16 protein-coding genes are annotated in these 18,551 nt (G+C 74.9%); 8 read left to right on the top strand and 8 right to left on the bottom strand.

Going from position 1 to position 18,551, the window contains the following annotated elements:
• Positions 1-17 precede the first annotated feature (17 nt).
• The gene (locus AB0F82_RS05305; RefSeq protein WP_362624419.1) at positions 18-2,345 is read left to right on the top strand and encodes a hypothetical protein; all 2,328 of its coding nucleotides are present in this window, start codon (positions 18-20) and stop codon (positions 2,343-2,345) included.
• Here AB0F82_RS05305 and AB0F82_RS05300 read toward each other — a convergent pair.
• The 5 genes from AB0F82_RS05300 to AB0F82_RS05280 form a co-directional block, all read right to left on the bottom strand.
• Positions 2,296-4,773: a right-handed parallel beta-helix repeat-containing protein gene (locus AB0F82_RS05300; RefSeq protein WP_362624221.1), complete on the bottom strand. Its 2,478-nt coding sequence runs from the start codon at positions 4,771-4,773 to the stop codon at positions 2,296-2,298. The two genes, AB0F82_RS05305 and AB0F82_RS05300, sit on opposite strands and share 50 nt — an antisense overlap.
• Positions 4,774-4,919: 146 nt before the next feature.
• Positions 4,920-5,531 carry an Rv1733c family protein gene (locus AB0F82_RS05295; RefSeq protein WP_362624219.1) on the bottom strand — a complete coding sequence of 204 codons (612 nt, stop codon included), beginning with the start codon at positions 5,529-5,531 and terminating at the stop codon, positions 4,920-4,922.
• A gap of 455 nt (positions 5,532-5,986) precedes the next feature.
• A complete protein-coding gene (locus tag AB0F82_RS05290) occupies positions 5,987-6,811 on the bottom strand; it encodes an MOSC domain-containing protein (protein ID WP_362624217.1) in 825 nt (274 codons plus the stop codon).
• Positions 6,812-6,863: 52 nt separating this feature from the next.
• A complete protein-coding gene (locus AB0F82_RS05285; protein WP_356812299.1) occupies positions 6,864-7,370 on the bottom strand; it encodes a DUF6643 family protein in 507 nt (168 codons plus the stop codon).
• A 247-nt stretch (positions 7,371-7,617) separates the two neighbouring features.
• Positions 7,618-8,808 carry a glycosyltransferase gene (locus AB0F82_RS05280; protein ID WP_362624215.1) on the bottom strand — a complete coding sequence of 397 codons (1,191 nt, stop codon included), beginning with the start codon at positions 8,806-8,808 and terminating at the stop codon, positions 7,618-7,620.
• A gap of 297 nt (positions 8,809-9,105) precedes the next feature.
• Between AB0F82_RS05280 and AB0F82_RS05275 the strand changes: the two genes are divergently transcribed.
• Positions 9,106-9,897, top strand: a complete 792-nt coding sequence (locus AB0F82_RS05275) for a glutamate racemase (protein WP_362624213.1) — start codon at positions 9,106-9,108, stop codon at positions 9,895-9,897.
• A gap of 149 nt (positions 9,898-10,046) precedes the next feature.
• Here the strand turns inward: AB0F82_RS05275 and AB0F82_RS05270 are convergent, their stop codons facing one another.
• Both AB0F82_RS05270 and AB0F82_RS05265 read right to left on the bottom strand, forming a co-directional pair.
• Positions 10,047-10,979, bottom strand: coding sequence for an ADP-ribosylglycohydrolase family protein (locus AB0F82_RS05270; protein ID WP_362624211.1), 933 nt, complete (start codon positions 10,977-10,979; stop codon positions 10,047-10,049).
• Complete coding sequence (locus AB0F82_RS05265; protein WP_362624209.1) at positions 10,976-11,566, bottom strand: TetR/AcrR family transcriptional regulator; 591 nt, start codon at positions 11,564-11,566, stop codon at positions 10,976-10,978. Before AB0F82_RS05265 ends, AB0F82_RS05270 begins: the two co-directional genes overlap by 4 nt.
• 148 nt (positions 11,567-11,714) lie before the next feature.
• Between AB0F82_RS05265 and AB0F82_RS05260 the strand changes: the two genes are divergently transcribed.
• The 6 genes from AB0F82_RS05260 (at position 11,715) to AB0F82_RS05235 (ending at position 17,552) form a co-directional block, all read left to right on the top strand.
• On the top strand, positions 11,715-12,734 hold the full coding sequence (locus AB0F82_RS05260; protein ID WP_362624417.1) for an FAD-dependent oxidoreductase: 1,020 nt from the start codon (positions 11,715-11,717) through the stop codon (positions 12,732-12,734).
• An 87-nt stretch (positions 12,735-12,821) separates the two neighbouring features.
• Positions 12,822-13,385 (top strand): dihydrofolate reductase family protein, encoded by a 564-nt coding sequence (locus tag AB0F82_RS05255; protein WP_362624207.1) that lies wholly within the window; start codon positions 12,822-12,824, stop codon positions 13,383-13,385.
• 78 nt (positions 13,386-13,463) lie between these two features.
• Positions 13,464-13,979 carry a hypothetical protein gene (locus AB0F82_RS05250; protein WP_362624205.1) on the top strand — a complete coding sequence of 172 codons (516 nt, stop codon included), beginning with the start codon at positions 13,464-13,466 and terminating at the stop codon, positions 13,977-13,979.
• Positions 13,980-14,065: 86 nt separating this feature from the next.
• On the top strand, positions 14,066-15,706 hold the full coding sequence (lnt, locus tag AB0F82_RS05245) for an apolipoprotein N-acyltransferase (protein WP_362624203.1): 1,641 nt from the start codon (positions 14,066-14,068) through the stop codon (positions 15,704-15,706).
• 33 nt (positions 15,707-15,739) lie between these two features.
• A complete protein-coding gene (locus AB0F82_RS05240) occupies positions 15,740-16,234 on the top strand; it encodes an NUDIX hydrolase (RefSeq protein ID WP_362624201.1) in 495 nt (164 codons plus the stop codon).
• Positions 16,235-16,346: 112 nt separating this feature from the next.
• Positions 16,347-17,552, top strand: a complete 1,206-nt coding sequence (locus tag AB0F82_RS05235) for an acyltransferase family protein (RefSeq protein WP_362624199.1) — start codon at positions 16,347-16,349, stop codon at positions 17,550-17,552.
• A gap of 104 nt (positions 17,553-17,656) precedes the next feature.
• Here the strand turns inward: AB0F82_RS05235 and AB0F82_RS05230 are convergent, their stop codons facing one another.
• Positions 17,657-18,433: a trypsin-like serine peptidase gene (locus AB0F82_RS05230; protein ID WP_356812286.1), complete on the bottom strand. Its 777-nt coding sequence runs from the start codon at positions 18,431-18,433 to the stop codon at positions 17,657-17,659.
• Positions 18,434-18,551: the final 118 nt, after the last annotated feature.

The raw sequence follows: 18,551 nt of genomic DNA, 5'->3' as shown, positions 1-18,551 counted from the left end.
CCCTCGCCCTCGAACTCATGGTCCACGGAGTCGCCGGAGCCTCTCCCGCCGAGCTGCTGGGCGACCCGCGCACCGTGCGCGTCACCGGTGACTCCACCGCAGCCGTGTTCCGCCGCACAGACGACGCCGACGCCGAAGCCCACCCCGAGCGGTACGCGGGCCTGCCCGTCCCCGAGGCATACTGCTGGTCCCGGCTCACCTCGGGCAACGGCGCCCGCGCCCTGTGGCTTCTGCTCCTGCCCTTCATGGTGGCCAACCTGGCCCACTGGGCCCGGCCGGCCGCCCCCACCGGGCCCGGCGCCGACCCCGCGCCGCGCGCGGTGCGCACGTACGGGGTCCTCGTACGCGTCCTCGCGCTCAGCCTGACCGTCCTGCTGATCGCCGCCGCCTGCGAGGTCGCGCTCGACCTCGCTGTCTGGCAGTGCGCGGGCTCCGCGACCTGCACCGCCACCGGCTCCCGCCTCGGATTCCTCGCCCCCGATGGCGGCGGCTGGTGGTCCCAGCCCGGACGCCGCCTCGCCCTCGGCGCGCTGGTCCCCACCGCGTTGACCGGGCTGCTCTGGTTCCTGTCGAACCGCACCTGGAGCGCCTACGAATCCCAGCCGCCGCCCGCCGGCTCCGCCGACCCGGACACCGCCTCCGACACCGCACCCGCGCTCGGCCGTCCCGGATTCTGGTACGGGCGCCGCATCGTGGCCCGGCTGCGAGCCGCACACACCGCGGCCGGCCTGCTCACCGTCGCGGTGGCCGTCTCCGCGCCCACCGCCGCCCACGACCGCCGGACCACGGCCGCCCCCGCCCTCGAAACCCTCGGCTGGATCACCCAGGCCCTCCTCGCCGTCGGGGCCGTCACCGTCGCCTGGGTCGTCTGCCGGCGCGGCCGCAGCGAGGACCGCCCCGACCACCGCCTCGACCGGGGCGCGGTCAGCCTGCTGCCCGGAGCCGCCCTCGCCCTGCTCGCCGCCGTCCTCCTGCACGCCTGCTGGTCGCGACCGGGCTGGACCTCCACCGGACGCCTCCCCGGGGACTTCGCCTTCGGGGTGCTCATGCTCGGGCAGGGCCTCTGCGTACTGGCCCTCGCAGCCGTCGCCCGGTACCTGTACCGCAGGGCCCCCGATCCCGCGTCCGCCCTGCGCGGCCTCGGCGGCCCCGCCGTCGCCATGCTCGGCTGCGCCCTCGGCGGGGTCATGTCCGGCGGGGTCGCCCAGCGCGTCGCCGACTGGCTGGACGGCGCAGCCACCCCCGGCATGGCGGGCGCACCGCTGCCCGGGCCGCCCGTCCTGCTGTCCTGGCAGGCCGCCGTACTGCCGCCGCTGCTCCTCGTACTGGCACTGCTCGCCGCCTGGTTCGCGGTGCGTGCGGCCCGGGCCCGGCGCGGCCTCGCGGCGGCCGTCGCGGCCGAATACCCGGGAGAGATCCCCGATACGGCGCGCAGCCGCCGTATCGCCGGGGCGCGGACGGCCGCCGCGCTCACCGACTCCGCGCCCTGGTTCGTCGCGGCCGTCTCCGGCATCACCCTGGTGCTCGGGGCCGGCGCACTCGCCGGAGCCTGGCTCAGCGGCCAGGTCCCGGGCGAGGCCGCCCGCGGCGGCCCGCCGCTCCTGGAGAGCGCCGCCCGCGCCGCCCAGGACGCCGGTTCCTGGCTGATCGGCCTCGGCATCGCCCTCTTCGCCGCCTGGGGCCGCCGCGCCTACCGGGACCCGGCAGCCCGGCGGACCATAGGGATCCTCTGGGACGTCGGCACCTTCTGGCCGCGCGCCGCCCACCCCTTCGCCCCGCCCTGCTATGCCGAGCGCGCCGTCCCCGACCTGACCTGGCGGATGGCCGGCTGGACCGGCCGCACCGGCGGCCGACTGGTGATCTCCGGCCACTCGCAGGGCAGCGTGCTCGCCGCGGCCGCCGTCTGGCAGCTGCCGCCGCCCGTCCGCCGCCGCGTCGCGCTGCTCACGTACGGATCCCCCCTCGCCCGCCTCTACGGCCGCTGGTTCCCCGCCTACTTCGGTCCCGGACCGCTCACCGCCCTGCACCGCGACGTCGACTGCTGGCGCAACCTCTGGCGGGCCACCGACCCCATCGGCGGCCTCGCGCTTCCCGGCCCCGCCTCACCGGAGGTGGACCGCGGCCCGCTCGCCGACCCCCTCGCCTACGGGCGCAGCGCCCGCCACCCGCTGCCCGCGCCGATCCTCGGCCACGCCGACTACCAGGCGGACCCCGCCTTCGCAGCCGAACGCGCCGCTCTCCTCGCCCGGCTGGAGACGGCGGCCCGGGCCGAGGTACCCGCTCAGCGCCCCGGCGTCAGCAAGGAGCCGGCAGCGTCGGCAGATCCGCCGGGAACAGCAGGGTGAGCTCGTCCGTGCTGGGCTCCGACAGCTGGGCCACCCGCCCCGCGTGCCGCTCCACCATCGACTCGAAGGTCTGGCGCGCGGTGCGGCCGTTGCCGAAGGCGGGCCCCTTGGGCAGCTCCGTGAAGTACGTCAGCAGGGCCTCGGCGGTGCCCTCCCCGAGGCGGTACTCGTGCTCCTCCGCCTGCTGTTCCACGATCCGCAGCAGTTCCCCCGGCCCGTAGTCGCCGAAGGCGATCGTCCGGGAGAACCGCGAGGCCACACCAGGGTTGACGGTCAGGAAGCGGTCCATCTCCGCCGTGTAGCCGGCGACGATCACCACCACCGCGTCCCGGTGGTCCTCCATCAGCTTCACCAGCGTGTCGATCGCCTCGCGCCCGAAGTCCCGGCCCGAGTCCTCCGGAGCCAGCGCGTACGCCTCGTCGATGAACAGCACCCCGCCGCGCGCCCGCTCGAAGGCCTCCTGCGTGCGGATCGCCGTGGAGCCGATGTGCTCGCCCACCAGGTCCACGCGCGACACCTCGACCAGGTGCCCCCGCTCCAGCACGCCGAGGGAGGCGAGGATCTCGCCGTACAGCCGGGCGACCGTGGTCTTCCCGGTGCCGGGGGAGCCGGTGAAGACCAGGTGCCGGCGCACCGAGGCGGCCTTGAGGCCAGCCTGCTGCCGCCGACGGCCCACCTCGATCATGTCGGTGAGGGCACGCACCTCGCGTTTGACGCTGTCCAGGCCCACCAGCGCGTCGAGATGCCCCAGCACCGCTCCGGGCGCCCGCGCGCCCGCCGCGGCCCCGGCCGGCTCCGGATGCGCGGGCCGCGGGACGGAGCCGGCCGGGGCCGCCGGAGACGGCTGCGCCACGGGGCTCCGCGCCGCGGTGACCGTACGCACCCCGCTCTGCGCCCCGGCGAAGCCGCCGCCGGGCGCCGACTGGGCCGCGGCCGCGGCCGCCGACGCCGACCGCGGGCCCGACCCGTCGCCGGTGCACTCCTCGGCGACGGGCCCGTCCTCCGCGAACTCGTAGCCGCCGCGCGCGCAGCGCTCCGTGTGGCAGCGCGTCAGCGTGGTGCGGCAGCCGTCGAGGACGTGGAAGCCGAAACCGGAACTGTCCGTCACCCGGCAGGCCTTGAAAGTGCCGCGGCCGCCCGCCGACACGTAGAAACCCGCCTCGGCGGGTGAGGTGACCGTACAGCGTTCGAGGGTCGGGTCGGCGCCCTTGGTGACGATCACACCGGTCTGCACGGCGTCGATGGTGCAGCCCGCGAGGGTGCCGCCGCTGCCGTGGTCGCGGAACCAGGCCCCGGTGGCCGCTTCGCGGATGCGGCAGTCGTCGAGCTGCGCCGAGGCCCCGTCGCTGACCGAGACCGCGGTGTTGCGGACCTGGGACAGGTCGCTGTCGGTGACCTCGACGCTCGACCCGCGGTCCAGGACGAAGAGCGCGTCCGGCACGTCGTGGACCCGGCAGGAGTCCAGGGAGGCGGTGGCCCCGTCGCTGACCCACACCGCCGGATAGTCGCCGGTGCTGTCGTGGATCTCGCAGGACTCGGCGTCGACCCGGGTGCCCGGGTCCCACACCGACAGGCCGTTGCGCCCGAACCGGCGTACCGACGTGCGGCTGAGAGTGAGCACCGAACGCGACCGGAGGTCGACGGCGTTCTCCGGGATGTCGTGGATGTCGCACCCGGCCAGGGTGAGGACGGCGTCGGTGTCGAGCGTGACCCCGTCGGCCGAGGTGCGGTGCACGGCGCAGTCGGTGAGGCGGGCGGCGGCGCGCGCGGCGATCTGCACTCCGGCGCCCCTGACCTCGTACACCTCGCAGCCCAGGGCTTCCAGGCCCGAGCCCTCGCCGGTGACGGAGATGCCCGCGCCGGTGGAGTGGTGGATGCGGCACCGCTCCAGGCGCGGCCGGCCGCCGCCGCGGACCGAGAACCCGGTCTGACCCGAGGCGACGACCTCGCACTCCTCGAAAACCCCGCCGCCGCCGTCCAGTACGGCGATTCCGATGCCGGCCGGGTTCTCCACGGTGCAGCGGCGCACCAGGGGCCGGGCCCCGGGGCCGCGCACCTCGATGCCGGCCGCCGAGTGGGTGCTCACGCGCAGGTCGGTCAGCTCGGGGGAGCCGTCCTCCACCAGCAGCGCCGGGGCCGCCCGGTCCTGGCCCTCCAGGTACAGGTCCTGCACCACGGCCGAGGCGCGCAGGGTCAGCGCGACCCCGTCGAGCGGCGCGATCCGCACCGAACCCGACCCGTCCTCGGGCCCGCGCAGGGTGACGGCGTGGTGCAGTACCAGGTTCTCCCGGTAGGTGCCCGGGGCGATGGACAGCACGTCCCCGTCGCCCGCGGCGGCGAGCGCGGCGGTCAGCGTCGGATATTCACCGGAGCGGCGCCGCCACCGCGAAGAGCCGCCGTGCGTCACCTGGACCGTGCCCTGAACCATGGTGCTGTCGTGCCCCCACCCTCGTGCTCGCGCTGCCGATGCGGCCGGAGCCGCTGATGTCCGAGGCCACTCGGGTGGCTGCTGCCACGGGAGAGACCGGTCCGGCCGCTCCACCGTAGCGCGCGCCGGGCCGATGAGCCGCCAGGTCAGCCACCGGCGCCCGCCCGGCCCCAGTCCGGTCCGGCGGCCGCCCACGCCCGGTCCAGACGTAAGTACCGACGGTGCATGAGCCGACGTACGACCAGGCGGCGGACGGTCACGGCCAATACGGCCACTCCGGCAGCGGCGGCCAGACCCGCCGTCCCCGCGTGGAAGGAGGCGGCCGACGGGTCCAGCGGCTGCCCCACCAGCCGGCCCTGGTCGTCGGTCCATATGCGGAACCGGTCGCCGGGGAGCGGTGGTTCCTCCGCGGCCGGCACCGTGCCCTCGTGGCTGCTGCCGTCGGGCGCCGTCCACGAGGCCACGATCTGCGTACGCCGAGGCGCCGTCCGCTGCGCCGACGGGTCGGCGGACACCGCCTCGTCCGCGGTCGGGGCGGGCCGGACCACCACGGCCGGGACGAGATGACGCTCCTGCCGCTGCTCGTACGCGGCCTGTTGAAGCGTGCCGTCCACGCGCAGGCCCGCGACCCAGCCGACGGCCGGGGCCACCACCACGACGCACACCAGCGCCGCGAACGCCACCCACGCCTCGAAGAGATCGGTCGGCCGGCGCAGCGGATTGCGCCGCCAGCGCCACACACCCATTGCCGTCCGCACGGTCCGGCTCCCCCTGCCAGGGGGCGTCTTGCCGGTCATGCCGGGCTCGCGGCGCCCGGCACCGCGCCTCGCCGCGTCGTCCTCGCTCGACGACGCTCCGCGTCGCCTCCCCCGTCCGCCTTGCGATGCTTCCCCTCGGCCCTGCGGGCCCGGGGAGGCCCCATGGCGCCATGCGCCGCTCCCTGATCCGGCCTGATCGACAAGACACCCCCTAGCGCCAGTCTCCGTCTGTCTGCGCGCCCACGCCTTCCGCATGCCCCGGGGGACGCGTTCCGGGACGCACGAGACATGTGCCACCCGATTCCGGAACCGGTCGTCCGGTGTCACGGCCCGTGCGGGTACCCACCTGTTCTGACTGATCCAACGGCCTGGTCACGCCGGTTGGTTCCAGCTCGGGGGCGGAGCCCCTCGAAGGTGTCATTCCTGTGGTCCGGTCGCCACCCGGACGCGGCCCGTCATGCGAGGATGCGGACCTCGTCGCCGACGTGCAGGGTGCCCGGCCGCAGCGGCACCAGCAGTCGCCCGAAGGCCAGCGACTTGCCGATCCGCCGGTGCCTGGCCAGCGTCTTCAGCGGTTCCCTGCCCCGCTCCGCCGTTCGCTGGTCGGTCGTGGTGACGACGCACCGGCCGCATTCGCGCGCGCCGCGGAAGAGGGCGTCGCCGATCGCGAGGCGCTGCCAGTGGTCCTCCGCCCAGGCCTCGGCCCCCGAGACCACGACGTTCGGGCGGAAACGGTTCATGGGCAGCGGGCCCTCCTCGGGATGGTCCCCCGCCGCGATCAGAGAGTTGAGGGCGTCCAGTGAGGCGAGCGTGGTGAGCAGCAGCGGATAGCCGTCGGCCAGGCTCACCGTCTCGCCCGGCAGGGCGTAGTCAGGGTCCACGGGACGGCGTACGGCCGGGTCGTCCAAATGCACCAGCCGGACCGGAACCCCGAGGAACGCGCTGAACCAGTCGGCCGCGGCCCTCGCCGCGACCACGGTCTCGACCTTCTTCCCGAACAGCGACACCGGCTCCAGCGGACCGGGCCCGGGCACCTCCACGACCAGCTCCGCCATGTCCGGAGCGGTCACCGCGATCCGGTCGCCGCCCACCGGACGCGCGGACGCCAAGGCCAGCCGGGGATGGCGGCGTTGGGTGACGACCGTCCCCTCGGGGTCGATCAGTGCCCACCGCCGGTCCCCGGACAGCCCCCAGGGCTCCACCGCCACCTCGTCGGGAGCGGTCCCCGCTACCGATTTGACGGGGTGGACGTGGAGCGCCTGGACGTGCAACTTCGACATGGGGGCATACTGCCAGCCCGCTCCGCCGTCCCGGCGCGCGTGAGGGGCCCGGTCAGTAGCCGCGCCCCTGGTAGGGGCGGCCGTACGGATCCTCGTACGAGGCGCCCGCGACCGGAGCCGGCACCTGCATGGGGCGCGGCGCGGCCGGACGCATCGCCTCGTAGCCGGTGGCCATGGCCGCCGGGCGCGGCTGCTGCGGCTGGGGCTGCGGCATGTACCCGGCGCGGGCGGCCACCGGCTGCTGCTGCGGAATGTAGGGCGCGGGCGCGTTCTGCAGCGGCATCGGCTGCGGAGCGACCTGCTGCTGGTACGGGTACCCGTACGCCGGTGCCTGCTGCTGAGGGGCGGCAGGGGGCAGTGCGGGCAGGGCCGACGGGAGGGCCGGCAGGTACCCACCGCTCGAATAACCCGCGCTCGGGGACTCGTAGGCGGCCGGGACGCGGATCGGAGCGATCTGCGGAGTGCCGCGTTCGGCGACGAGGGAGTCGTAGATGGGGGTGTCCGGGAAGGAGGGCGCGGAGTAGTAACCGCCGCCATAAGTGGAGCGGGGGGAGGTCATGAGACATAAGTTAAGCCCACGAATTCACCGGGTCCATAGCAAGGTGCCGTCAACACCGCGCTGACCTGCATATTCGCAGGTCAGAGCCACGCCTTTCACTTGGCGTTCACGTGCACGATTTCGTCACTTCCATCCCACCTTGCTCCAACTCGTACCTACCGGTTGTGCGTTGCACCGACTTTCTGCTGACACAGCGTCACAACGCGGTGACCTCGGATGACGCGGGTCCGGACAGGGGTCCGCCGTTTCAGGCATCGCTCGGACTGGCATAGGTGCGGCCCTTCCACGATGCCCCGCGTCCGCGGTAGTGCTGAACGGCCGAGTCGACGGTCATCAGGAGGTACAGCAGCGCCGTGAGCGGAAGCAGCGGGGCGAGCGCGGCGGGCTGGCGGTAGTAGCGGATCATCGGCAGGTAGGTGCCGGCCATCAGCAGCCAGGCGAGGCCCCCGGCCCACGCCACGGAGGTCCGTCCGGTGGCGAGGCCCGCCAGGAGGGCGGCCGGGGGCACCAGGTAGACGAGCGCCAGCCCGGCGACCGTCCCGGCGAGCAGCAGGGGCTGGTGGCGCAGTTGCGCGTAGGCGCTGCGCGAGACCATCCGCCACAGGTCCGCGAGCGCGGGATAGGGGCGCACGCTGTCCACCCGCTCCGCGAGCCCCAGCCAGATCCGGCCGCCGGAGTCCTGCACCGCCCGGGCGAGGGAGACGTCGTCGATGACGGCCTGGCGGATGCCGTCGGGCACGTCCGCCCGTACGGCGGCCGCGGTGCGCAGCAGGACGCAGCCGCCCGCGGCCGCGGCGGTGCGGGCGCCGGGCCGGTTGATCCGGCGGAAGGGGTAGAGCTGGGCGAAGAAGTAGACGAAGGCCGGGACCACGAGGCGTTCCCACAGGCCGACCACGCGCAGGCGGGCCATCTGCGAGACGAGGTCGAGGTCGGCGGAGGTCGCGGCGCAGACCAGTTCGCGCAGACTGTCGGGTTCGTGCGCGATGTCGGCGTCGGTGAGCAGCAGGAAGTCGGGCTCGGTGGCGTGCGCGGTGCGGGCCAGCGAGATGCCGTGGCGCAGCGCCCAGAGCTTGCCCGTCCAGCCGGGGGCGGGCTCGCCGGGGGAGACGACGGTGAGCGGAAGGCCCGGCTGTCCGGAGGCGATCCGGAGCGCGAGACCGCCGGTGCCGTCCGTGCTGCCGTCGTCGACGAGGATGATTTCGGCCTCCCCGGGATAGTCCTGGGCGATGAGCGAGGGCAGGCTGAGCGGCAGCACCCCGGCCTCGTCCCGGGCGGGCACGACGATCGCGACGGACGGCCAGCGGGCGGGGGCGGTGCGCGGCGGGAGGCGGACGTCGGTGCGCCAGAACATGCCCTGGGCGAGGGTGAGCCAGAGCCATGCGGCGAGGGAGGCGTAGGACGCGGCGGTGGCGACGGCGGCGCCGGTGAGGAGGCCCATGGCGGCAGTGTGCCGGGCCGGCGGGGGCCTGTCGCGCATCCGGCCGTCCCGGTGCGGCGCCCCTGGCGGGGCAGGCGGATGCGGCGTCGCGGTGGCCCCGCGGCGGTCCGGGCGGGCGCGGGGTGCGGGGGCCGGGGCTGCGGGCGGGCAGGTGGTGCCCGGCTGCTCCGGTGCGGGCCGGGTGCGGTGGTCCGCTGCGGTGCGCCCGGCGGGCGGTGCGCCCGGCGGGCGGCGCGCGGGGGCGGGATCCGGCCGGAGCCGGGTCGGGCCGGACCCGGTGTCGACTAAAGTGGCCGGGTGAAGATCGCGCTCATGGACTCCGGAATCGGCCTCCTCGCGGCGGCCGCGGCGGTGCGGCGGCTGCGGCCGGACGCGGATCTCGTCCTGTCCTCCGACCCGGACGGAATGCCCTGGGGTCCGCGGACCCCCGAAGACCTCACCGGTCGGGCCCTCGCAGTGGCCCGGGCCGCCGCCGCGCACCGCCCCGACGCGCTCATCGTGGCCTGCAACACCGCCACCGTGCACGCCCTGGACGCCGTGCGGGCGGAGCTGGAGCCGGACATCCCGGTCATCGGAACCGTACCCGCGATCAAGCCCGCCGCGGCGACCGGCGGCCGGGTGGCCATCTGGGCCACCCCCGCCACCACCGGCAGCCCCTACCAGCGCGGGCTGATCCGCGACTTCGCCACCGGCGCCCGCGTCACGGAGGTGCCCTGCCCCGGACTGGCGGACGCCGTGGAGGCGGCCGACGAAGCGGCGGTGACCGCGGCCGTCGCCGCGGCGGCCGCGCTGACCCCGGCCGACGTCACCGACGTGGTGCTCGGATGCACCCACTACGAGCTGACCGAGAGCCCCATCCGCGCCGCCCTCGCCGTGCGGACCGGGGGAGCGGGGCTGGTCTACTACGGTTCCGCCGAGCCCGTCGCCACCCAGGCGCTGCGCCGTATCGGCGCCGTCGCCGAGCCCGGCCTGCCCCGCACGGGCGGCCTGACCGTCCTGCACAGCGGCCGCGAAGCGCTGCTGCCCGCCGCGGTGTTCGCGTACGCCGAGGGACGGCTCCTGGCGGGCCAGGGCGCGCCCGTAGGCTGACGCTGCCGGGGCGTTGCCCGAACCGCCGCGTGCACTGCGGCGGGGGTCGGGGCGATGACGGCCGTCGGGTCCGGTCACCGCGGGACCCTCGTGGTGGTCACGCACGACCGGCGGCTGCGCGCCGGCTTCCGCGGCCGCCGCTTGGAACTTCAGGGGGAGCCGGCCGCCACGAGCCGCTGAGCCAGCGTCCGCAGGTCGTCCGCGTACAGGACCCGCTCGCCGAACCCGGGCAGGGGTACGTGCAACCGCGCCGCCCAGTGCGCGGGAACCGCCCCCTGCCCGTACCGCGCGCCGGCCAGCGCACCCGTCACCGCGGCCACCGTGTCCGTGTCCCCGCCGAGGTCCACGGCGGCGCGTACGGCCTCCGCGAACCCGGTGGTGGTCCGCAGCGCCCACACCGCCGAGCCCAGGCAGGGCCACACCGCCCCGTTGAACTCGGTGGCCAGGCGCGGGTGCCAGTCGGGGGCGAGCACCCGGGCGTACCGTTCGCGGTGGTCCGGGTGCACGTGGTCGAGCGTGGCCGGCAGGACCGCGAGGGGATCGGCGCCGTCCAGGGCGACGCGGACGAGTTCGTGCAGGATCGCGGTCCCCTCCCAGGCGGCCCGGTCGCCGTGGGTCAGCGCCGCGATCCGCCGCGCGGCGTCCATGGTCGCCTCCCGTCCGGCGGCGGAGAAGTACACGGCCGAGCCGGAGGCCCGCATCAGGGAACCGTTGCCGGCCGCCCGGGCGTTGATCTGGAAGTGCAGGGCCGCTGCGAGGTCCCAGGGCTCGCCGTTGGTGAGCACGTCCTCCGTCTGCAGCCCGATGTCCTTCGGGTGCCCGGCCGCCCACCGCTGGAACCGGCTGAAGACGTCGGGGAGTTCGAGGCCGCCCCGTTCCAGGAGCGACTCGGCGACCAGGACGGCCATCTGGGTGTCGTCCGTCGCCTCGCCCGGGTCCCAGCCGCCGCCCCCGCACATCTCCTCACCCCGCTTGCTCAACTGCCCCGCCGGCCCGAACTCGTACGGGGCGCCGAGTGCGTCACCCGCGGCGGACCCGAGCACGGCTCCCACGGCCCGGTCGAGCCGGGTGGGCGCGGTCACCGGTCCTCCTCGGGGCGTACGGCGGCCAGCAGTCCGCGGGCGAAGCGGTCCAGGTCGTCCAGACCGGCGGCGGCCAGGGTGGCCGGGGCGCCGGTCAGCAGATGGGGAACGGCGCCGTGCAGGGCGAGGGTCAGGGCCCTGGCCCGTTCGGCCCCGGCCGGCAGTCCGGCCGCGCGCAGCAGGTTCGCGTGCGCTGCGAAGTCCGCCGCGGCGATCGGGTCCAGCAGTGCGGCCAGCCACGGCCTGCGCGTCCCCTCGGTCTGGAGTTCCAGATAGGCGAGCACGCGGGGCCGCCCGGGCCCCGCCACGTCCCGCAGCAGCCCGGCGAGCATCGCCGCGAGCCCGTCCGCGTCGGCCGGCCCCGGCCCGTCCCCCGCCAGGGACGCGGCCAGCGCCCGGTACTGCTCCAGGCAGCGTTCCGCCACCGCCCGCAGCAGCGCGTCGCGCGTGGGGAAGTAGTTCTTCGCCGTGCCCGTCGGCACGTCGGCTGCCGCGTCGACGGCCCGGTGGGTCAGCCCGCGCCCGCCCGACTCCGCCAGTACGGCGACGGCCGCGTCCCGCAGCCGGTCCCTCCGGTCCTGATTCACGTTGCCAGCATAACCACAGCCGTGGTACCACAGATGTAGTACCACGGCTGTGGTGGTCATGGCCGTTGAGGACGGAGGGGGAGCCGTGAGCAGCGGGACCGGGGACGGAACCAGTACCTTGAGCGGCCGCGGGGCGGGAACGGCCGTGGTGGTCGGCGCCGGGGTCGGCGGGCTCGCGACCGCCATCGGCCTGCGCCGCGCCGGCTGGACGGTGACCGTCCTGGAACGGCGGGCCGCGCTCGAACGCTACGGAACCGCCTTCGGCACCCACCCGACCGCGCAGACCGCGCTCGACCGCCTCGGCCTCGGCGACGCGCTGCGGGTGCGCACCGTGCCGTACCGGAACGCCCGCATCCGACGCCCCGACGGCAAGGTCCTCGCCGCCCTCCCGCTGGAGCGGATCGAACGCAGGTGGGGCCGTCCCGAACTGCTCATGTCCCGGCCCCACCTGATCGACGCCCTGCTGGCCGAGCTCGACCGGCTCGGCGGCACGCGGATCGAGTACGCGCGGCCCCTGACCGACCCGGGCGCGCTCGTCGCCGACCTGGTCGTGGGCGCGGACGGCATCAACAGCGCGGTGCGGACGGCGTACTTCGGCACCCGCAGTAGCCCCCGCCCGATCGGCACGGTCGCCTGGATCGGCATCGCCGGATTCGAGACCGGCCTGTACGGCGAGACCTGGGGCGAGGGCCGCTTCTTCGGCATGACCCCCGTCGAGCCCGGCCGCACCAACTGGTACGCCACGGTGCCCGCGGCCACCAGCGCACGAGAGTTGCGGGAGGCCTTCACCGGCTGGCACGACCCGATCCCGCGCGTGCTGGCCGAGACCGATCCGGCGACCTGGGTCCGGTACGAGATGCGCCACCTGTACCCCGCGCTCCGCGCCTTCGTCGCCGACGGCCGGGTCGCCCTCGTCGGCGACGCCGCCCACGCCATGACGCCCAACCTCGGCCAGGGCGCCTGCACCGCCCTGCTCGACGCCGAGGCCCTGACCCGCGCCGTCGCCGCCGCCGGGCCGGACGGGCTGCCCGGCGCCCTGGACGCGTACGACGCCGAGCGCCGCCGCAGCGCCCAGCGCGTCGCCTTCGGCTCCCGTACCCTGCACCGGTTCATGACCGCCCGCCGCCCGGCCCTGCGCGACGCCCTCCTGCGCATGCTCCCCGGCTGACGCCCCGCCCGGCGTTCGCGCGCGTCGCGGCGGGCTCCGCGGCGACCGGCGGCCGTAGGGTCGAGCCCTCACCGAGGAGGACTCCTGATGCGACGCGTGACCTATGCGATGGGCGTCTCGCTCGACGGCTACATCGTCGGGCCGGACGGAGACTTCGACTGGACGGAGCCCGACGAGGAGGTCTTCCGGTTCTGGATCGACGAGACCCGCGAGCTCGGCGTCCACCTGTTGGGGCGGCGGCTCTACGAGACGATGCTGTACTGGGAGACCGCCGACCAGGACCCGTCGCTCGACGCCGCGTCACGCGCATGGATCGAGGTCTGGAACCCGCTCCCGAAGGTGGTGTTCTCCAGCACCCTGTCAGCGGTGCAGGGCAACGCCCGCCTGGCCTCCGGCGGCCTGGCGGAGGAGATCGAGCGGCTGCGGGCCGAGCCGGAGGACGGCGACATCGCGATCGGCGGCGCGACGCTCGCCGCCGAGGCGGCCGCGCTCGGCCTCATCGACGAGTACCGGGTCATGGTCCACCCGGTACTGGTCGGCGGTGGCATTCCGTTCTTTCCCCAGGAAGGGCGCCGGATCGATCTCGAACTCGTCGAGACCCGCACCTTCGGCTCGAAGGTCGTCCACCTCCGCTACCGCGTGGCGCGCTAGGCCGTGTCTTCCGCATCTCGCCGGGCGTTCGGGCGCGCGCCGGTGGTGCCGTAGCTGAACGTGGGTACGCTGCTACGTATGACGGGTCACCCTCCTGGTCCGCTCTGGACGGGCCGGGCCTCCAACCCCCTGCAGTGGCTGCTCGCGGTCGCCGGTGCGGCCTGCGTGGCGCTCGGCGTCGAGCTGGCCGTCGACAACGCGTGGACCTCTGGCTTCGTCCCGCTGCTCATGGCAGTGACCGGCTGCCTCGCCGCCGGACTGCTCATGGTGTACGGCACGGTCGCCTTCGTGCACGTCGCCGTCACCATCGACGCAGAGGCCCTCCTGGTGCGCTGCGGGCACGTCGGGTTGCCGCGCCGCAGGATCGAGCTCACCGACGTGGCCTCGGTCGCGTACCTCTCCTGGATCACCCCGCAGCACTGGGGCGGATGGGGCTACCGCTGGCGCCCCGAGAAGGGCACCGCCGTGATCGTCCGGCGCGGCGAGGGCTTGGAACTGACACTGGACGACGGCAAGCTCTTCACGGTGACCGTCGACGACGCCGAGAACGCGGTCCGCGTCATCCGCGCCCACCTGCGCACCCTCGCCGGCTGACCCCCCCCACCCGCCGGCGCCCCGTCCGCGCCGCACGGGCCGAGCGCTTACGGGATCCGAGGGCGCGGGGACGTACACTCCGCCAGATGAGCAGCAGTGTGACGCGCGAGGCCGCCTGGAGCGAGGAGCCCCAGCGGCCCGCCGACGGCCCCGCCGAGCCCAGGACGCCCTCCGTGACGCCCCCCGACGGCCCCGCCGCGCCCCCGCGGCGGCGGGGAGCCCTGCTGCTCCGGTGCGTGCCGGCCGCACTGTCGGGCGTGCTGCTCTACCTCAGCTTCCCGCCCCGCCCCCTGTGGTGGCTGGCCCCGCTGGCCCTCGCCCTGCTCGCCGGCTGCCTGTACGGCCGCCGTCCGCGCGCGGGCTTCGGGCTCGCCACCCTCGCCGGCCTCGGCTACCTGCTGCCGCTCCTCGTGTGGACCGGCGAGGAGGTCGGCCCGGTGCCCTGGCTGGCGCTGGCCTCCCTCGAAGCCCTCTTCATCGGCCTCACCGGACTCGGCATCGCCCTCGTCAGCCGCCTCCCGGCCTGGCCGGTTCTGGCCGCCGCCGTATGGGTCGCGGGCGAGGCCCTGCGCGCCCGGGCGCCCTTCGGCGGGTTCCCCTGGGGCAAGGTCGCCTTCGGACAGGCCGACGGCGTCTTCACCCCGCTCGCCGCCCTCGGCGGCACGCCGCTGCTCTCCTTCGGCGTGGCCCTCTGCGGATTCGGCCTGTACGAGGCCCTGCGCATCGCGCGCCGCCACCCCGGCCGCACCACCGCCGCGCTGACCGCGCTCACCGTCGCCGCCCCGATCGGCGCCGCCCTCGCCGCCCGCCCGCTCGTCTCCGACGCCGCCGAGGACGGCACCGTCGTGGCCGCCGTCATCCAGGGCAACGTGCCCCGCCTCGGCCTCGACTTCAACTCCCAGCGCCGGGCCGTCCTCGACAACCACGTCAAGCGCACCATCCAGCTCGCCGAGGACGTCAAGGCCGGCAAGGCCCCCGAGCCCGACTTCGTCGTCTGGCCCGAGAACTCCTCCGACCTCGACCCGTACGCCGAACCCGACGCGCGCGCCGTCATCGACGAAGCGGTCAAGGCCATCGGCGTGCCCGTCGCGATCGGCGCGGTCGTCGCCCCGGAGACGGGCCCGCTGCGCAACACGATGATCCTCTGGGACCCGGTCGCGGGCCCCACCGCGACCTACGACAAGCGCAAGATCCAGCCCTTCGGCGAGCGCATCCCGATGCGCTCCTTCGTCCGGCTCTTCAGCTCCGACGTGGACCGGGTGCGCCGCGACTTCGGCCCCGGCAAGGACCCCGGTGTCTTCGACATGGCCGGCAGCGGCGTCGGCATGGTCACCTGCTTCGAGGCCGCCTTCGACGACGCCGTCCGCTCGACCGTCCAGCACGGTGCCCAGGTGATCGCCGTACCGAGCAACAACGCCACCTTCGGCCGCACCCAGATGACCTACCAGCAGCTCGCCATGGACCGGGTCCGCGCGGTCGAGCACAGCCGCACCGTCCTCGTCCCCGTCACCAGCGGGGTCAGCGCCGTCATCCGCCCGGACGGCCGGATCGTCTCGCAGACGAGGATGTTCACCGCGGACGCGCTCGTCGCCGAGATCCCGCTGCGCTCCGGCCGTACCCCGGCCACCGTCCTCGGACCGCTCCCCGAGTACGCCCTGCTGCTGCTCGCCGCGGGAGGGTTCGGCGTACTCGCCGCCCGCCGGATCCGGGGCCGCCGCGCCGCCTGAGGCGGAGCCGATCCGGCCTCGTAGGGTCGGGGGATGACCACACCTGATTTCATCCGGCGGATCCGTGAGTCCGCCGGGCACCAGCTGCTCCTGCTGCCCGGGGTCACGGCCATCGTCCTCGACGACCGGGGCAGGGTGCTGCTCGGTCGGCGCACCGACACCGGACGGTGGTCCGTGGTCGGCGGCATCGCCGAGCCGGGCGAGCAGCCCGCCGAGACCGCCGTGCGCGAGGTGTACGAGGAGACGGCCGTGCACTGTGTGCCCGAGCGCGTGGTCCTCGTCCAGATGCTCGAACCGATCACCTACCCCAACGGCGACGTATGCCAGTTCCAGGACATCACCTTCCGCTGCCGGGCCACCGGCGGCGAGGCGCGGGCCAACGACCACGAGTCCCTCGATGTGGCCTGGTTCGACGTGGACGCGCTGCCACCGCTGCAGTCCTTCGCCCTGGAGAGGATCCACCGCGCCCTGCGGGACGAGCCCACCTGGTTCGAGGTCCCCGCCGTGATCGCGGACACCCCCCGGTGACCGTCCTGCCGGTCAGGGTGGACGTCGGCCGGACCCGCCGGGAGTGCGCTGTAAGGTTCCGCAGATCCGACGGGTCCGCCAGGGACCGTCACACAGTCACGGGGGCCAAGGAATGAGCGCAGGTGGAAAGGCCGGCATACCGAGGACGGGCGGGCGTCCGGACGGCGCTCCGCGCGCCGGAGCGCCGGGCCCGCGCCTCGCGGCACTCGACGCCGTCCGGGTCCTCGCCGCGCTGTCCGTCCTCTTCTACCACTACGCGGCCCTCGACAGCGCCTGGGGCGAGCCGGCCGAGGGGGTCTTCCCGTCCGCGCACGCACTGGCCGTATACGGCTGGCTCGGCGTGGAGATCTTCTTCCTGGTAAGCGGCTTCGTGATCTGCATGAGCGCCTGGGGCCGCACCGTGGGAGACTTCGCGGTCTCCCGGGTCTCCCGGCTCTTCCCCGCCTACTGGGCGGCCGTGGTCTTCACCTCACTCGTGCTGTTCAACTGGCCCGAGGTGCGCAAGGTCGCGTCGTTCAGCGACGTCGTGGTGAACCTCTCGATGCTCCAGGCAGGGGTCGGGGTCCCCCATGTCGACGACGCGTACTGGACGCTCTTCGTCGAGCTCAAGTTCTACGTGCTGTTCGCGCTGGTCGTCATGCGCGGCGTGACCTACCGCAACTGCGTCCTCTTCTGCGGGGCCTGGACCCTCGCCGGCGTCGTGGCGCCGACCGTCGACAGCGGCGTGCTGTCCTTCTTCGCGGTGCCGTCGGCGTCCCCGTACTTCATCGCCGGCATCGCCTTCTACCTGATGCGCCGCTTCCGGCCGAACGCCGTCCTGTGGGCCGTGGTCGGCGTGCAGTTCCTCCTCGCGCAGCACCACGTGCACGCCCGCATGATCTCCAGCCTCGGCCGGAGCGCCACCCAGCAGACGCCCGCCTGGCCGGCCCACCTGGTCGTCGTGCTCGGATTCACCGTCATGGCGGCCATCGCCCTCGGGGCCCTCGACCGCGTCCAGTGGCGCTGGCTCCCGCACGCCGGAGCGGTCACCTACCCGCTCTACCTGATCCACATGATGGCCGGGCTGACCGCCATCCACCACTTCCGCGGCGACCTCGCGCCCGTCCCGCTGGCGATCGGGGTGACCGCCGCCATGGTGGCCCTCGCCTGGCTCGTCCACCGGCTCGTCGAACGCCCGCTGGGCCGCCTGCTGCGCGACAGCCTGCGGCGCGGGGTGCAGGACATCCGCTCGGGCACCCCGTGTGCGGCGACGCTCGGCCGGCTTCCCGCGCAGCCCTCCGCGCCCGAGGCGGAACGGATCCCGGCCGTCCGCTCCTGAGGGCCTGCCGGCACCGCCGACAGCGGACACCAGACGCCGACAGCGGACACCAGACGCCGGACACCAGACGCCGGACACCAGACGCCGGCCGCCGGCATCGGCCGTCAGCCGTCGACGGCGGCCTCCCGGTACAGCTCCTCAGCCCGGTCTCCCATCACCGCGCTGTACGAGATCTCCGGCACGGTCCCGCCGCCCTCGAAACCCCCGAGCACCCCGGCCAGCGCGCCGTCCACCAGCCATGGGCTGCCGCTGGTGCCGCCGCTGAGGTCGGGGCAGCCGATGCGGCGCTGGGTCGGGGAGAGCAGGTCCGTGCCGTTGGCGCAGCGCAGCGGGGCATCCATCGTCCTCGGGTAGCCGATGACCGTCACCCTGGCCCCGGCGGGCTGCTCGGCGGCGACGGGGAAGCCGCCCACGAGGTCCTCGACGCGGCGGGTCTGCCCGCCGTCCGCCGGGGCCACCGTCGCGAAGGCGATGTCGGCGTCCGGGTCCTGCCCGGCGGTCCACGCGGGCGCCACGAACACGCCGGTGATCTTCCACAGCCCGTACGGGGCGTCCCCGTCCCGGTATCCCGGCGCGAAGACGGTGGTGTCCGTTTCCTCCAGGCAGTGGGCCGCAGTGGCGATCACGTCGCGGTCGTCGCTGCGCACCACCGCGGCGGTGCAGAAGTGCCCGCCGTCAAGGCCGTCCGCGAAGAGCGCGCCCACCCGGTCGGCCTCGGCGCCGGGCCGGGCCCACGCGGTGACGCCGAGCGGCGGACCGGAGGCGGCATCGGGCAGGTCCACGCCCATCAGCGCGGCCATCGCGGTCAGCGCGAGCAGGATCCGTGATGCCCGCCGCGCACGGGAGCGCCGGGCCGTTCGGGGGAGCACGTCGGGGATCATGATTTCCACCCTGCCCGCCGAACCTATGACCGGAGGGCGGAGTTCCGTATGAATCCCCTGTGAATCCAGTGAACACGCCGTGAAACCCGGGCCATGACCGGACGAGACGGTTCCGAAC

This window comes from Streptomyces virginiae, from assembly GCF_040638905.1.
In the GTDB taxonomy this organism is placed as follows: domain Bacteria; phylum Actinomycetota; class Actinomycetes; order Streptomycetales; family Streptomycetaceae; genus Streptomyces; species Streptomyces virginiae_B.
This window is presented reverse-complemented; position numbering and strand designations above follow the sequence as displayed.

Excerpts from the sequence above, each read along its gene's own strand:
- AB0F82_RS05280 (WP_362624215.1), bottom strand. The coding sequence starts at position 8,808 with ATGGGCCTCCTCACCGGCGCCGCCGTCGCCACCGCCGCGTCCTACGCC.
- lnt (WP_362624203.1), top strand. The coding sequence starts at position 14,066 with ATGAGCAGCAGTGTGACGCGCGAGGCCGCCTGGAGCGAGGAGCCCCAG.
- AB0F82_RS05235 (WP_362624199.1), top strand. The coding sequence starts at position 16,347 with ATGAGCGCAGGTGGAAAGGCCGGCATACCGAGGACGGGCGGGCGTCCG.
- AB0F82_RS05290 (WP_362624217.1), bottom strand. The coding sequence starts at position 6,811 with ATGTCGAAGTTGCACGTCCAGGCGCTCCACGTCCACCCCGTCAAATCG.
- AB0F82_RS05285 (WP_356812299.1), bottom strand. The coding sequence starts at position 7,370 with ATGACCTCCCCCCGCTCCACTTATGGCGGCGGTTACTACTCCGCGCCC.
- AB0F82_RS05305 (WP_362624419.1), top strand. The coding sequence starts at position 18 with ATGGTCCACGGAGTCGCCGGAGCCTCTCCCGCCGAGCTGCTGGGCGAC.
- AB0F82_RS05240 (WP_362624201.1), top strand. The coding sequence starts at position 15,740 with ATGACCACACCTGATTTCATCCGGCGGATCCGTGAGTCCGCCGGGCAC.
- AB0F82_RS05230 (WP_356812286.1), bottom strand. The coding sequence starts at position 18,433 with ATGATCCCCGACGTGCTCCCCCGAACGGCCCGGCGCTCCCGTGCGCGG.
- AB0F82_RS05250 (WP_362624205.1), top strand. The coding sequence starts at position 13,464 with ATGACGGGTCACCCTCCTGGTCCGCTCTGGACGGGCCGGGCCTCCAAC.
- AB0F82_RS05255 (WP_362624207.1), top strand. The coding sequence starts at position 12,822 with ATGCGACGCGTGACCTATGCGATGGGCGTCTCGCTCGACGGCTACATC.
- AB0F82_RS05300 (WP_362624221.1), bottom strand. The coding sequence starts at position 4,773 with ATGGTTCAGGGCACGGTCCAGGTGACGCACGGCGGCTCTTCGCGGTGG.